Source organism: Streptomyces sp. NPDC056160, from assembly GCF_042268205.1.
Classification (GTDB): domain Bacteria; phylum Actinomycetota; class Actinomycetes; order Streptomycetales; family Streptomycetaceae; genus Streptomyces.
This window is the reverse complement of the sequence record NZ_JBHJUW010000043.1, coordinates 47,569-62,414: the sequence shown is the minus strand read 5'-3', so window position 1 is coordinate 62,414 and position 14,846 is coordinate 47,569. Positions and strand designations below refer to the sequence as shown.

Below are 14,846 nucleotides of genomic sequence, written 5' to 3'. Positions count from 1 at the left end.
GTCCGCGGTCGCGGCCGGCCGGCGCGTGTCGCCGGACGGCCCGGCCGTTCCGGGCGCCTGCGCCCGGGCGCCGGGGCCGGGGGCGGGCGTCGAGCGGTGCCGCCGGGCGCCGAGGAACCGGTAGAGCACCGCCGGGACGACCAGGCCCACGATCCAGGAGATGTCCGCGCCGCCCAGCGGGCCGACCAACGGTCCGGTGTAGAAGCTCGTGGTCAGGAACGGGAACTGGGCGGCGAGTCCGATGCCGTAGACGAGCAGGGCCTCCCAGCGCCAGCCGCCGTAGCGGCCGTTCGGGTCGGACAGGGCGGGCAGGTCGTAGCGCTCCTTGGAGATGAGGTAGTAGTCGACCAGGTTGACGGCCGACCACGGGGTGAAGAACGTCAGCAGGAAGAGCAGGAAGTCGGCGAAGGAGTCCAGGAAGGAGTTCCGCCCGGCCAGCGCGACGGCCGTGCCCGCGACCATGATGGCGGCGATGTAGGCCGTGCGGCCGCCCCGCGTCAGGACCCGCTGACCGCGGAAACCGCTCACGCTGGTCACGATCGACATGAACCCGCCGTAGGTGTTGAGCACGTTGACGGTCAGTTTGCCGAGCGCGATGACGAAGTAGAGGAAGGACGCGATCAGGCCCGCGCCGCCCAGGCCCACGACATAGCCGACCTGGTCGTCGAGGAAGGCCGTGCCCGCCGTCGCCGCCACGAGGACGCCGAAGGCCATGGACCACTGGGCGCCCAGCACGGTGCCGGCGAGCGTCCAGCCGAAGGTCGCGCGGGGCGAGGTCGTCCGGGGCAGGTAGCGCGAGTAGTCCGCCACGTACGGGCCGAAGGCCAGCTGCCAGGACGCCGACAGGGACATGGCCAGCAGGAACATCGGCAGCGCGAAGTGGTGCTGGTGGGCGACGTGTCCGAGGTCGATCCGGCTCAGGAGCCGGCCGCCCAGGTAGAGGAAGCTGAGCGCGCACACCACGCTGGCCACCCGGCCCAGCGCGTGGATGACGCGGTAGCCGACGGTCGCCATCACCGCGGTGACCAGCGCGAAAATGATGATGCCGGGGACCGGGCCGAGATGGGTCAGCTTGCCGACGGCCTGCCCGGCGAGCACCGATCCGCTGGCGAAGAAGCCGACGTACATCACCACGACCAGGGCCAGGGGCACGACCGCTCCACGCACCCCGAACTGGGCCCGCGAGGAGATCATCTGCGGCAGCCCGAGCCGGGGCCCCTGCGCCGAGTGCAGGGCCATGACGGCGCCGCCCAGCAGATTGCCGGCCAATAGGCCGACCAGCGACCAGACCACGTCGCCGCCGAGGACCACGGCGAGGCCGCCGGTGACCACCGTGGTGATCTGGAGGTTGGCCCCCAGCCAGAGTGTGAACTGCGAGAACGCCGTGCCGTGGCGCTCCTCGTCGGGGACGACGTCGATGGAACGTCGTTCCACAAATGCCTGGGCCATATGGTGCTCCGTCCTGGTAGGCGCCGGACGATGTCGCTTGGCCGGGCGAGCGCTCGGACCGACTGCATATGGCTATGCAGACTATGGGGCGATGAATGGATTGCCAATAGCCTGTCCGCAGATCGGTCCTGGGCGACCGTCCCGGGCGACTCCGAGCCGCCCCGGTCGGACCTGCTCGCCCCTCGCCGCCTCCTCGGCCTCCGGGGACGGGGGCGCGGGCGCCGGCTCCGGGGCGGGCCCGCCGGAGGGTCCGGGGGCAGAGGAAGGCCCGGAAGAGGGCTGGGGCTCGGAGGCGGACTGGGGCTCGGAGGCGGGCGAGGAGCCTGGCGCGGTGATGCGGGCGACCGCGTCCGCCGTCAGCGCCCGCTCGTGCGGCCGGGTGTCCAGCGCGCGGTGCAGGGAGAGCCCTTCGATGAGCGCGTCGAGCTGGCGGACCGTCGCGGGGTCGAAGTGCCGTCCCAGCACCCGCCGGCTCGCCTCCATCCAGGCCCGGTCAGTTCCCGGTAGGCGGGCTGCCGGGCGGCCAGGGTGTACAGCTCATGGGTGAGCACCACGTCCCGTCGGTCACCCTCCGAGATCCGGTGCACGAGATCGGTGACCGCCGCCCTTGCCTCCTGAGGCGTGGTGGCGGTGCCGAGGAACTCCTCGAAGAGGGCGACGACACCGGCGGCGAAGGCGGTGAAGGCCTCGCGCAGCAGTTCGTCCATGTTCCGGAAGTGGTACGTCATCGACCCGAGGGGGACGCCCGCGCGGGCCGCGACCTTGCGGTGCGAGGTGCCCGCCACCCCCTCCTCGGCGATGAGGTCCAGCGCCGCCGCGATGATCCGCTCGCGGCGGCGGGGGTCGGCATGTCCGGTCGCCACCGGGCCCCCTAGAGGGCGCGGGTCACCCGGGCGGGGTTGCCCACGGCGACCACGTCGGCCGGAATGTCCTTGGTGACCACGGCGCCGGCCCCGACGACGCTGTTGTCGCCGATGCTCACTCCGGGCAGCACGATCACGCCGCCGCCGCCTGGCGGGCCAGGTCCGGGTCGTCGGCGATGTAGAGGTCACCGGCGAGCATCCGCTCGCGGTTCGTACGGGGATCGCCGGCGAAGTAGTCCATGCGTACGATCGTACGCATGGGAGTGTACGTTCGTACGCACGTCGGCGGACGGGCCCGGCGTCACTCCCCGGGGCAGCGATGCCCGGGACCGGGGCCGGAGCCCGGGTCAGGCGCCGCCGCAGGAGGCGCGGACCTTCAGTTCCGGCAACAGTTCGACCCGGTGGACCGGCAGGGCCGCTCCGTGCCGCAGCCGGCGCAGCAGCAGGTCGACGGCCGCGGCGCCGACGGCCTTCTTGGGCGGGGCCACGGCGGTGAGCGGGGGCGCCCCCAGGGCCGCGAAGACGTCGTCGTAACTGATCAGCGCCAGATCCTCGGGCACGGACAGACCTCGCGCACGCAGCAGGGCCGGAAGCTGGATGGCGTCCTGGTCGTTGTGCACGAGCGCGGCCCGCACGCCCTTCTCGACGCCCTCGGCGAGCTTGCGGCTCACCTCCTCCGGGGCCGTGGCGGGGTCGTCGATGTCGATCACCGGCCGCGGCGTCAGCTCCAGCCACTCACAGGCCTCGGCGTAGCCGCTGCGCACCTTCATCGCGGTCCAGGTGTCGCGGCGGGCTGCGAGGGCGACCGTCTCGTGGCCCAGCTCGGCCAGGTGGCGCAGGGCGAGCAGGACTCCGTGGTGGTGGTCGGAGCTGACGGAGTCCAGCTCCGCGGCGGGGGTCCCGGCGGCGGCCCGGCGTTCCACCAGCACGGCCGGCACCGGCAGTTCGTTGAGCCAGCGCCGGTCCTGGGTGTTGTTCGTGGACATCCAGTTGGGAGTGAGCATGAGCCCCTCCGCGCCCGACCTGAGGAGCTGTTCGGCCTGGACGCGGTCCGAACCCGGGTCGTAGGAGGAGATGCCGAGCACCAGATGCGCTCCGGCGTCGGCGGCGGCGGCACGCGCTCCGGCGATCACTTCGTCGAAGTACTGGCTGACGGTGTGGCTCACGGTGGGCACGATCAGGCCCAGGGTGCGGGCGTCGGCCGGCACACCGGAACGCTCCTCGGGGACCGAGACCGAGCCGTGCGCGCGGCGCAGCAGGCCGGCTTCGGCGAGGGCGGCGACATCACGGCGCACCGTGACCGCAGGCAGGTCCAGGCGGTCCGCGAGGTCCGTCACCCGGACCGTGCCGAGCTTGCGGAGGATCTCGAGGATCCGCGTCCGGCGCTCGTCCGCCGCGATCGGCATGGCGGCCCCTTTCTCAGTGGTCCGACTCTCTTTCCAGGATATCATTCGATCTCATATTGATCTAGTGCTCATTATTGACCCGTAATTATCGTTCCGATCGCTTCCTGACCGATATTTGATCTAACGGTTCATCCGTATGGGCTCGGCCGCCGGTCTCCACGACTACCGGGTGCGCCGGCATCGTCCACGGCGGAGCCCGGCCGCGGCGCGTACGGCGGCCCCGGGCTGTGACCGGCGGCCGTCGGTCCCGACCCCGGCCGCGCCTCCGGCCGGGCCGCGCCGACGGTGACGGTGACGCCGTCCGAGTGGAACAGCGCCTCGCAGCCGCCGCCGGGCCGGTCGCAGCCGCCGGGCCGGTCGCCGCCGGACCGGTGGACGAGCAGCCGGTGCCCCTGCGGCACGGCCTCGGCCTCGATCGTCACGGCGATCGGCGCGGCGGTGTCCGTACCGGTCAGCCGCATCGCCGAGACGAACAGGCACTCCTCGCCGGTGACCGTGCCGGTCAGCACCGGGAGTGCCGCGGACGGCCCGAAGGCGGTTCCGGCGGGCACGTCCCGCGTCCGCGCGGTGTGGAAACCGTGCAGCGCGACGGCCTCGGACAGCAGCGCGGGCCCCTCGGTCCGCTCGGCGCGCACGTGCGCCCGCCCGTCCGTGCAGGTGGTGCGCACCGCCTGCCCGGCCACGGCCCATCCGGTGTGCCGTACCCCGGTTCCGGCGGCGGCTCCCCGGACCAGGTGGGCGTGGACCGCCAGGTCGCCCGAGACGAGCACCAGAGAGGTGACGGCGACGCCGGGCAGTTCGGCGCCCGCGATCCGGGGGCGGTGGGCAGAGGCGGCCCAGCCGTGGCCCGCGCCCAGGGGGTGGATCGGGCCGCGGTCGCCGGCCTCGCCGCCGACCAGCAGCGTGAAGTGGTTGTCGGGGGTCCCCTCGAAGACGGGGCCGGTGGCGGTGGAGTACGCGAGGCGGGCGTACAGCGGATCGTCCGGCAGCACCTCGTCGGCCGGCTGGTCGTCGCTGCCGTGGTTGTGCAGGCGCACCAGCCCGTCCGCCGCGGTGGACTGGACCAGCCAGCCCGGCGCGGGCAGCGCAAGGACGGTGTCGGCCCGCTCGGCCGGGGCGGGTTCCTCGGTGGCGGTCCACACCGGGTGGTCCGGCGGCAGCAGCAGCCCGAGGAAGCCCTTGCTCGCCCAGTACGGCGAGGCGGGACCCGAGTACGGCTGCACCAGCGGCGGGCAGGGGCCGTACCAGCCGAGCGTGAGGAGGCCGTCCCCGTCCACGGCGCCCCGGTCGAGGAAGTGGCGCAGGGCGCCGGAGGCGAGGCGCCGCGTGGCACCCGGCGTCAGCGGAGTCCGGTCCGTCAGGGCGCCGGCCCACAGCGCGGCGGCCGAGGCGAACCGGTAGATGAGCGAGCGGCCCTGGTGCAGCGGGGCGCCGTCGGCGCCGAAGGTGTGCGCGTACTGGCGCAGATGGGCGGCGAGCCGGGTGCCGTAGCGGTCGAGCAGGTCCGTGTCGCCCGACAGGTGGGCGTGCAGGACGGGGTAGAGGTGGAAGGCCCACCCGTTGTAGTGGTCGACGGCGCGCGGCCGGCCGTCGGTGTACCAGCCGTCGCCCAGGTACCACCGCTCGATCCTGTCCAGGCCCTGTTCCACGGCGCGTTCGGCGGCCTCGGTGTGGTGGCCCGCCTCGGCCAGGAATCCACCGACGGTGACCTGGAAGAGCCACCAGTTGTTGTCGACCGGGGCGTGGTGGAGGGCGCCTGCGAGCCAGTCGGCCGCGCGGGCGCGGGTCGGTGCCGTCAGGCGGTCCCACAGCCACGGGCGGGTCAGGCGCAGGGCGAGCGCGATCGAGGCCGCCTCCACCATGGCCTGCCCACGGTCGGCGACGGCCGGCCAGGCCACCGGATCGCGGCCGGTCAGTTCCCTGTCGGCCGTGGGGCAACGGGTGCCGGCGGCCAGTCCCTCGGCGTACCGGTCGAGCAGTCCCCGTGGGTCCCGGCCCCCGGCACCCGCGACGCGGAACGCCGCCAGCAGGAACGTGCGGGCGTACCCCTCCAGCGCGTCCGAACGCGGACCGGACCAGCTCGGGCGCGGGCCGGGCAGCGCGATCAGGGCGTGCCCCGGGCCGGCGTGCCGCAACGCGGCGCCGAGCAGCCGGTCCGCCGCCGTCTCCCAGTGGGCGCGGGTCCAGCCGGTGTACGGGCTGAGCGTGCGGTCCTCGGGCGGGAAGGGCGGAAGGGACATGTCGACGGCTCCTGACTCGGGATGCCGAATCTAGGAGGCCGTCCGATCGATCGTCAACGCCATTGATCGAATGATCCGCCGCCGCGGTGCCGGTGTCATGAAATACGCAGCTTGTTCCCATCCGTACCCCTCAACTACCTGATCAGGTTCGATCGTTCGATCGGAAGGTATTGACTTCGATCGGATGTGTTCCCAAGATGTGCCTACCCGGGCCCGACGGCCACGGAGTCCGGCAGGCCTCGTCGCCGCCGGTTCCCACCGGGCACCTTCCACCCGTCACGTCCCCAGGAGCCGAGCCATGTCCGCTGCCCCCGCCCGCAGTCGCAGAGCCCTCCGCGCCGCCGCCGCGCTCACCGCCGCCGCCCTGTCCGCGACCCTCCTCGCCGCCTGCGGCGGCGGTGGCGACGACGGGCCCTCGGCCGGTGCGGGCAAGCCCGTGGACATCACGTTCTGGGGCTGGGCCAAGGGGACCAAGCAGGTGGTGGACGCCTTCAACGCCTCCCACAAGGACGTCCACGTCAGCTACGAGGAGATCCCCTCCGGCTCGGCCGGCGGCTACGCCAAGCTGTCCAACGCGGTGAAGGCCGGCAACGCCCCCGACGTCTTCAACGTCGAGTACCCGCAGCTTCCCGACTTCGTCAGCCAGGGCGCCGTACAGGACATCAGCCAGTACGTCGACTCCGGCCTGAAGAACAAGTACCTGCCGCAGGCGGTGCAGTTGACCACGCTCGGCGGCGCCACGTACGCCCTGCCGCTGGACGCCGCCCCGCAGGCCTTCTACTACCGCAAGGACCTGTTCGCCAAGGCCGGCGTCAAGGCGCCCACGACCTGGGACGAGTTCCGCTCGGCCGCCGAGAAGCTGAAGAAGGCCGAGCCGGGCAGCCGCATCGCCACCTTCTTCCCCGACGACCCGACCACGTTCGAGGCGATGGCGTGGCAGGCCGGCGCCCCCTGGTTCGGCACGGCCGGCGACACCTGGCAGGTGAGTCTGGAGGGGGCCGGGACCCAGAAGGTCGCCGCCTACTGGCAGAAGATGATCGACGACGATCTGGTCCGGGTGGAACCCTCGTTCAGCCAGCAGTGGACGGCCTCCTTGCAGAAGGGGCAGACCGCCGGCTACCTGGGCGCCTCGTGGGGCGGCGGCGTGCTGAAGGCCACCCTCCCCAAGGACCAGGCCGGCAAGTGGGCCGTCGCCCCGCTGCCCTCCTGGAACGGCACCCCGGCCAGCGGCATGCTCGGCGGCAGCACGTTCGCCGTCTCCAAGGACAGCAAGAAGGCCAAGGCCGCCGTGGAGTTCGCCACCTGGGCCACCACGACCGCCCAGGGCATCCAGGCCCGGATCTCCTCCGGCGACTCCTCGGCCTACCCGGCCGACCCCGAGCTGGTCCCGGTCGCCGCGAAGGCCTTCTCCACCGAGTTCTACGGCGGCCAGGACATCTACGCCGTCTACCGGAGCGGCGCGCGCTCCATCGGGCAGAAGTGGACCTGGGGACCGGCGATGGGCGTCACCAACAACTCCCTCAAGGACTCCTTCGGCAAGCTCGCCTCCGGCTCCGGCAGCATCGCCCAGGCACTCGCCACCGCGCAGAAGGACACCGTCGGCGAGATGAAGACCCGCGGCCTGAAGGTCTCCGCGCGATGACACCGACCGCCCCCACGGCAGCCCGCGCGCATCCCGCCGCGCCCTCCCGTACCGCTGCCGTCCGGCGGCGGCGGTACGGGGCGCCCGCCCTCCTGCTCGCACCGTTCTTCCTGCTCTTCACCGCCGCCACCCTGGTCCCGATCGGCTACGCCGTCTACCTGAGCCTGTACGCGGAGCACCGTTCCGGCCTCGGCTTCGGCGGCAGCGAGACCGTCTTCACCGGCCTCGGCAACTACACCCGGGCCCTGGGCGACAGCGCCTTCCGCGGCGGTTTCCTCAACCTCCTCCAGTACTGCCTGCTGTACATCCCGCTGATGATGGCGCTGGCCCTCGTCCTCGCCCTGCTGCTGGACTCCGCGCTGGTCCGGGCGCGCCGCTTCTTCCAGCTGGCGCTGTTCCTGCCGCACGCCGTGCCCGGCACCATCGCCGCGCTGGTCTGGGTGTACCTCTACACGCCCGGAATCAGCCCGGTCATCGGCGCACTGAACTCCTTGGGCGGCCGGGCCGACCTGCTGGGCCACCCGCTGCCGGCCGTCGTCAACATGGCGGTGTGGGAGTGGACCGGCTACAACATGGTGATCTTCTTCGCCGCTCTGCAGGCCATCCCGCGCGAGGTCCTTGAGGCCGCCGTGGTCGACGGCGCCGGACCGCTGCGCACCGCGCTCAGCATCAAGCTCCCGCTGATCCGTTCCTCGCTCACGGTCGTCGGCCTGTTCACCGTCATCGGCTCGCTGCAGCTGTTCACCGAGCCGGTGATCCTGCACGGCGCCACGCCCAGCGTCGTCTCCACCTGGTCCCCCAACATGTACGCCTACACCGCGGCCTTCGAGCGGCACGACTACGGCCTGGCCGCCGCGTCCTCCGTCCTGCTCGCGCTGGCCGCCGCCGCGCTCTCCTTCGTCGTCACCCGCGCCACCCGCGGCCGGGGCGAGCGGGCCCGGCCCCAGCACGCCACGGAGGCCGCCGTATGACCACCGCCACCGCACAGCCCGGTGCCACCCGCGGACGCGGCCGCCCCTGGTCGCTGTCCCGGACCGCCGTCAACGGCGCCCTGGTACTGGCCACCGCCTACACCCTGCTGCCGCTCGGCTGGCTGCTGACCGCCGCCGCCAAGAACACCGGCGACCTGCTCGGCGGCCGTGCCCTCTCCCCCTCCACCTGGCACCTCGGCGCCAACCTGCACGCCCTCGTCACCACCGGCGACGGCATCTACTTCCGCTGGTACCTCAACTCCCTGCTGTACGCCGGGATCGGTGCCGTGCTGTGCGCGCTGGTGTGCGTGTGCGCGGGATACGCCTTCCACGTCTACGCCTTCCCCGGCAAGGAGAAGCTCTTCGGCCTCGTCCTGCTCGGCGTGCTGGTGCCGACCACCGCGCTGGCCCTGCCGATGTACCTGCTGGCCTCCAAGGTGGGCATCGTCAACACCTTCTGGGCCGTCTTCGTCCCCAGCCTGGTCAACCCCTTCGGGGTCTACCTGGCACGGGTCTTCTGCGCCGGATACGTGCCGGGCGAGGTGCTGGAGGCCGCCCGCATGGACGGCGCCGGTGAGCTGCGGACGTTCTGGTCGGTGGGCCTGCGCATGGTGATGCCCGGCTTCGTCACCGTCTTCCTGTTCCAGTTCACCGCCATCTGGAACAACTTCTTCCTCCCCCTGGTGATGCTCTCCGACAACCGGCTCTTCCCCGTCAGCCTCGGCCTGTACAGCTGGAACACGCAGACCCACGCATTCCCCGAGTACTACCCGCTGGTCGTCACCGGCTCCCTGCTCGGCATCGTCCCGCTGGTCATCGCCTTCGTCGCCCTCCAGCGCCACTGGAAGGCCGGCCTCACCGCAGGAAGCGTCAAGTGACGTCCGCCCCTGCCGCACACGTACCGGAGAACCGAGTGTCCAACCCCCCCGACAGTCCCGCCCAGCCGGACACGGCGCCCCGCGCGCACCGGCGTCCGCGCGCCCTGCTGGCCATGCACACCGATCTCGCCGCCCGGCTGATCGACCCGGCCACCCTGACCCGGCTCACCATGCTCGCCGACCTCGACCCCACCCTCGTCGTCGACGACTTCGCCGCCCCGCGGGCCGCCGCCGCGCTGCGCGAGACCGAGGTCATCGTCAGCAGCTGGGGGTGCCCGCCGCTGGACGAAGCGGTCCTGGACCGGGCGCCCGCGCTGCGAGCCGTCATCCACGCGGCCGGTTCGGTCAAGCACCACGTCACCGAGGCCTGCTGGCGGCGCGGGATCCAGGTCACCTCGGCGGCCTGGGCCAACGCGCTGCCCGTCGCCGAGTACACCGTGGCCGTCGTGCTGCTCGCCAACAAGCAACTCCTGCGCATCCGGGACGACTACCGCACCCGGCGTGCCGACCACGACTGGCAGGCGGCCTACACCGGCGTCGGCAACTACCGGCGCACGGTCGGTGTCGTCGGCGCCTCCCGCATCGGCCGCCGGGTCCTGGAACTGCTCCGCCCCCACGACCTCGACCTGCTGCTGCACGACCCCTACGTCGGCACCGCCGAGGCCGCCGCGCTCGGCGCCCGCGCGGTCGAGCTGGACGAGCTGTGCGCGGGCAGCGACGTGGTCACGGTGCACGCGCCCGAGCTGCCCACCACACGGCACCTCATCGACCGCCGCCGCCTCGCCCTGTTCCGCGACGACGCCACCTTGGTCAACACCTCCCGGGGCTCCCTCGTCGACCAGGACGCGCTCGTGGCGGAGCTGCGCACCGGCCGGCTCAACGCGGTCCTGGACGTCACCGTCCCGGAAGTCCTGCCCGCCGACTCGCCGTTGTACGACCTGCCCAACGTCCTGCTCACCCCGCACGTCGCGGGCTCCCTCGGCGGCGAACTGCACCGCATGGCGGCGGCCGCCGCCGACGAGCTGACCCGCTACACGGCCGGTCTCCCCTTCGCGCACGCCGTCCGCCGCGAGGACGCCACGCGCTCGGCCTGACCCGGCCGGGGCCGAGGGCGCGAGCGAAGGAAGCGGCCGAGCGGACGGCCCGGACCTCCGGACCTCCGGACCTCCGGACCGCGCAGCCCGCGCGGCTCACCGGCGCCCGACGCGTCGTCAACGGCGCCCCGTCAAAAGCCCGGCGGGCGCGCCGGGGCGGGTCCGCCCGCCCCGGCCACCCTCGGCACGCACGCCTCCGTCCACGGCACCTGCGCCCACTCTTGACGAGTACACGTACAGGCCGAAGAATGAGCGCCGCTTCTGACAACGTTGTCCAGTTGCTCGCGGAGAGGGGCTGACGCCCATGAGATGGATCCAGCGCATACGCGGCGCGGGAACGGCCGTGACCGCGGCCGCACTCCTCGGCGCCGCCCTGGCCGCGCCCACCGCCCAGGCCGCCACCGCCCGGAACGCGCCGCTCACCGATCTCGTCAACCCGTTCATCGGGACCGAGAACGAGGGCAACACCTATCCCGGCGCGGCCGTGCCCTTCGGGATGGTGCAGTTCTCGCCGGACACCGGGCACAACACCGGGTACGACCACTCCCAGAACCACATCCGGGGCTTCTCCCTCGTCCACCTCTCCGGCGTGGGCTGCGGACTCGGCGGCGACCTGCCCGTGCTGCCCACCACCGGGGACGTCACCGAGACCGACTACGCCAAGTACCAGGCGGAGTTCAGCCACGACACCGAGAAGGCGAGCCCCGGCTACTACAAGGTCGGGCTGGACAACGGCATCGGCGCCGAGCTGAGCGCGACCGCCCGCACGGGCGTGCAGCGCTACACCTTCCCGGCCACCGACAAGGCCAACGTCCTGCTCGACGCGGGCCAGTCACTGCACCGCACACTCTCCACCAAGGTCGAGGTGCTCGACAACCGGACCGTGCGCACCGCCATCACCGGCAGCGGCTTCTGCCAGGACACCAAGCCGTACACCGTGTACACGATCACCCGCTTCGACCGGCCCTTCACCGCGTACGGCACCTGGGACGGCTCCACCGTCACCGCCGGGTCCCGGACCGGGCAGGGCGGGGCGTACGTCCGCTTCGACACCACCAAGGACCGTACCGTCGAGGCGACGACGGCCCTGTCGTACGTCGACGCGCACGGTGCCGCCCTCAACCTCCGCGCGGAGGGCGGACGTTCCTTCGACAAGGTCCGCGAGGCCGCACAGCGCGCGTGGGAGGACCGGCTCGACGACGTCCGGGTGCGGGGCGGCAGCGACACGCTCCGCCGTACCTTCTACTCGTCCCTGTACCGGTCCTTCCTCGCGCCCAACGTGGGCAGCGACGCCGACGGCCGCTACACGGGCTGGGACCAGCGCGTCCACCGCGCACGGGGTTTCACCTACTACCAGAACTGGTCGCTGTGGGACACCTACCGCACCCAGTCCCAGCTGCTGTCGCTGCTCGCGCCGCGTGAGGCGCGCGACATGGCGATCTCCGTCATCCACATCGACGAGGAGAGCGGCTGGCTGCCCAAGTGGGGCTACGGCACGGTCGAGACGAACATCATGACCGGCGACCCGGTCACCCCGTTCCTGACCAACGCCTACCAGCAGGGCCTGCTCAAGGGCTACGAGGACCGGGCCTACCGCGCCCTGAAGAAGAACGCCGACGGCGTGCCGCCCGCCGACTCCCCCGCGGTGGGCCGCGAGGCCAACAAGGAGTACCTGGCCGAGGGCTTCGCGCCCTACATCAAGGGCCGCCCGCACGCCAAGCCCGGCGACTCGGACTACGACCACGGCCCGTCCGCGACCCTGGAGTACGCCCTGTCGGACGCCATGCTCGCCGAGATGGCCCGTAGCCTCGGCCACGACGCGGACGCGGCGCGCTATGCCGCGCGGGCGCAGAACTACCGGAAGATCTTCGACGCCTCGACCGGTTTCTTCCGGGCCCGCGACGCCTCCGGCGCCTTCACCGGGCCGGCCGACCCCGCCCGGAGCGAGGGGTTCCACGAGGGCACGGCCTGGCAGTACCAGTGGCTGGTGCCGCAGGATCTGCCCGGCATGATCGGCCTGATCGGCGGCAAGCAGGCGGCCAACGACCGGCTGGACTCCTTCTTCGCCTACGACCGGTTGGTGAAGGACCCCGCGAAGACCGCCCGCGAGGTGTGGGTGAACGGCCCGTACGACTACTACAACGCGGACAAGTACAACCCGCAGAACGAGCCCGACCTCATCGCGCCCTACACGTACCTGTCGACCGGACAGCCGTGGAAGACGACCGACGTGGTGCACGCCGCCCTGACCCTGTTCACGGACACGCCGACCGGCATGACCGGGAACGACGACCTGGGCACGATGTCCGCCTGGAACGTGCTCTCGTCGATCGGTGTCTTCCCGGTCCAGCCCGGCTACGACACCTGGGGCCTGTCCACCCCCGTCTTCGAACGGGTCGACCTGACCCTCGACCGGCACTACTACCCGCACGGCGCCCTCACGATCACGGCGCCCGGCACCTCCGGCACCCGTCACTACGTCCAGTCGGCGCGCGTCGACGGCTCCGCCTACGGGCGCACGTACCTCACGACGGGCGACCTGCGGCACACGCGGTCGCTGGCGTTCACCGTCGGCGCCGAGCCCTCGGCCTGGGGCACCAACGCCCAGGCCGGTCCTCCCCCGCTGAACTGACCGCCGCGGAGGCCCTGTTCGCAGGAGCCGCACCCGTCCCGGTGGCGCGCCCGCCCGCCACCGGGACCGGGCACCGGCCCCGGCCCCGGCCTCCGGCGACGTGCCGCCCCGGGCCCGGGGTCACTTGCTCACGGCGAAGCGCATCAGGGCGTGCTCGTCGCCCTGCTTGATCCTGCCCGTCACGTTGATCACCTCGAGCTTCCACGAGCCCCCCAGCCGCACCGCCTTGGCCACGGCGCAGCCGTTGTCCTGGGTGAGCAGGCTGGGCCAGATGTCGGCGACCTGCTGGCTGGTCCCGCCCGTGGCGTCGTACACCTTGAAGCTGATGTTGCGGGCCTTCTGGAAGGAGCTGCCCTTCTTGAAGGCGGCGGCCACGAAGACGATCGAGGTGATCTGCTGCGGGATACGGGCGAACTCCACCGTCACCGTCTCGTCGTCGCCGTCGCCCCGCCCGGTCTGGTTGTCCCCGCTGTGCACCAGCGAGCCGTTGCCCATCGGATCGAGCGAGTCCAGACCGGCCAGGCGCACCGGGTCGCCGCCCTGCATCGCGACGGCGATCAGGTCCAGATCGGTACCGGTCTTGCGGCGCAGCATGCCCATCACGCCGCCACTGGCGCCCGCCGTGGGGTCCCACGACACTCCGATGGACAGATGGGTGACACCGTCCAGGTCCGCCGGGCCGTCTTCCTTCGTCAGCGTAATCATCCGTTGATCATCCTCTGGTCATGGGACTTGCGACACCCAAAGTGTGCCCGGAGCGTCCGGCACGCTCCACGGCGGGTCCGTCCTGCGCCCGTTCGCCCGGAAATCCCCCGGGTCCCGAACCGGCCTTTTTGTCGGCGGGGCACCGCAGGAGCGGCGGCCGGGGAAAAACGGATGCGGGGGACTTCGGTCCGTGTCAGGCTCCGCCGGTGAATCGCGCTCAGATCTCCCTGCTCGCCCATGCCGGCCACCCGATCGCCGCCCCGCTCGACGACGACTCCGTCCGCCTGCTGCTGGACCGTGTCCTGCCCCACGTGGACGCCCGGGTACTCGACCTGGGCTGCGGCCCGGCGGAGTGGCTGCTGCGGGCGCTCGCCGGGCGCCCCCGGCTGCGCGCCGAAGGGGTGGACGTCTCCGCCGACGCCCTGGCCCGCGCCCGTGAGGCCGCGCACGCCCTCGGCGTCCAGGACCGCTTGGTGCTGCACCACGAGGACGCGGCCGATTTCGCCCCCGCGCACACCTTCGACGTGGTGCTCAGCGTGGGGGCCACGCACGCCTTCGGTGGCCTGCGCGCCACTCTCGCGGCAGCCCGCAGGCACCTGGCGCCGGGCGGACGGGTCCTGATCGGGGACGGGTTCTGGGAACGGGCGCCCTCCCCGGAGGCCGAGGAGATGCTGGGGGACCTCGGCGACCTCCCGTCCGTCATGGACACCGTCGCCGCCGGCGGCTGGACCCCCGTCGGCGGGCACATCAGCGCGCGCCGCGAACTGGACGCCTACGAATGGGCGTGGACCGGATCGCTGGCCTCGTGGGCCCTGGACCATCCCGCCGACCCGGACAGCGCCCAGGCCCTTGCGGCGGCCGACGCCCACCGTGACGAATGGGTGCGCGTCTACCGGGACTGCTTCGGCTTCGTGTGCCTGGTCCTGCGTCCGACGTCCGGATGAACCGGCGGACCGGGTGAACCGG

Annotated in this window: 11 protein-coding genes and 2 pseudogenes; 6 read left to right on the top strand and 7 right to left on the bottom strand. The window is 72.5% G+C overall.

All coding sequences use genetic code 11. The annotated features are described in order from the left end of the window. From ACFC02_RS18200 to ACFC02_RS18175, 6 genes and pseudogenes are all read right to left on the bottom strand, one after another. On the bottom strand, positions 1 to 1,449 hold a 1,449-nt coding region (locus ACFC02_RS18200), incomplete at its 3' end, for a purine-cytosine permease family protein (RefSeq protein ID WP_376357701.1). A gap of 324 nt (positions 1,450 to 1,773) precedes the next feature. Next, positions 1,774 to 2,312, bottom strand: a pseudogene (locus tag ACFC02_RS18195) (TetR/AcrR family transcriptional regulator); the annotation flags it as partial. 8 nt (positions 2,313 to 2,320) lie between these two features. Continuing rightward, positions 2,321 to 2,425, bottom strand: a pseudogene (locus ACFC02_RS18190) (sugar O-acetyltransferase); the annotation flags it as partial. A 20-nt stretch (positions 2,426 to 2,445) separates the two neighbouring features. Continuing rightward, positions 2,446 to 2,571, bottom strand: coding sequence for a hypothetical protein (locus ACFC02_RS18185; protein WP_376357698.1), 126 nt, complete (start codon positions 2,569 to 2,571; stop codon positions 2,446 to 2,448). Between the two features lie 88 nt (positions 2,572 to 2,659). Next, positions 2,660 to 3,718: a substrate-binding domain-containing protein gene (locus ACFC02_RS18180; protein WP_376357695.1), complete on the bottom strand. Its 1,059-nt coding sequence runs from the start codon at positions 3,716 to 3,718 to the stop codon at positions 2,660 to 2,662. Between the two features lie 128 nt (positions 3,719 to 3,846). Continuing rightward, the gene (locus tag ACFC02_RS18175) at positions 3,847 to 5,958 is read right to left on the bottom strand and encodes a DUF2264 domain-containing protein (RefSeq protein WP_376357692.1); all 2,112 of its coding nucleotides are present in this window, start codon (positions 5,956 to 5,958) and stop codon (positions 3,847 to 3,849) included. Positions 5,959 to 6,256: 298 nt separating this feature from the next. On the opposite strand from ACFC02_RS18175, the gene ACFC02_RS18170 reads away from it, so the two are divergent. The 5 genes from ACFC02_RS18170 to ACFC02_RS18150 all read left to right on the top strand — a co-directional run bounded on the left by ACFC02_RS18170 (position 6,257) and on the right by ACFC02_RS18150 (position 13,175). Further along, entirely contained in the window at positions 6,257 to 7,600 is a 1,344-nt protein-coding gene (locus ACFC02_RS18170; RefSeq protein WP_376357689.1) for an ABC transporter substrate-binding protein, read from the top strand. Next, a complete protein-coding gene (locus tag ACFC02_RS18165; RefSeq protein ID WP_376357686.1) occupies positions 7,597 to 8,571 on the top strand; it encodes a carbohydrate ABC transporter permease in 975 nt (324 codons plus the stop codon). Before ACFC02_RS18170 ends, ACFC02_RS18165 begins: the two co-directional genes overlap by 4 nt. Further along, entirely contained in the window at positions 8,568 to 9,449 is an 882-nt protein-coding gene (locus ACFC02_RS18160) for a carbohydrate ABC transporter permease (protein WP_376357683.1), read from the top strand. The genes ACFC02_RS18165 and ACFC02_RS18160 overlap by 4 nt, the downstream gene beginning before the upstream one ends. A gap of 35 nt (positions 9,450 to 9,484) precedes the next feature. After that, a complete protein-coding gene (locus ACFC02_RS18155) occupies positions 9,485 to 10,543 on the top strand; it encodes a hydroxyacid dehydrogenase (protein ID WP_376357680.1) in 1,059 nt (352 codons plus the stop codon). Between the two features lie 304 nt (positions 10,544 to 10,847). Next, positions 10,848 to 13,175 (top strand): GH92 family glycosyl hydrolase, encoded by a 2,328-nt coding sequence (locus ACFC02_RS18150; protein ID WP_376357677.1) that lies wholly within the window; start codon positions 10,848 to 10,850, stop codon positions 13,173 to 13,175. 120 nt (positions 13,176 to 13,295) lie between these two features. Here the strand turns inward: ACFC02_RS18150 and ACFC02_RS18145 are convergent, their stop codons facing one another. Next, on the bottom strand, positions 13,296 to 13,880 hold the full coding sequence (locus ACFC02_RS18145) for a TerD family protein (protein WP_376357674.1): 585 nt from the start codon (positions 13,878 to 13,880) through the stop codon (positions 13,296 to 13,298). Positions 13,881 to 14,086: 206 nt separating this feature from the next. Here ACFC02_RS18145 and ACFC02_RS18140 point away from each other — a divergent pair, with 206 nt between their 5' ends. Further along, positions 14,087 to 14,824, top strand: a complete 738-nt coding sequence (locus tag ACFC02_RS18140) for an SAM-dependent methyltransferase (RefSeq protein WP_376357671.1) — start codon at positions 14,087 to 14,089, stop codon at positions 14,822 to 14,824. Positions 14,825 to 14,846: the final 22 nt, after the last annotated feature.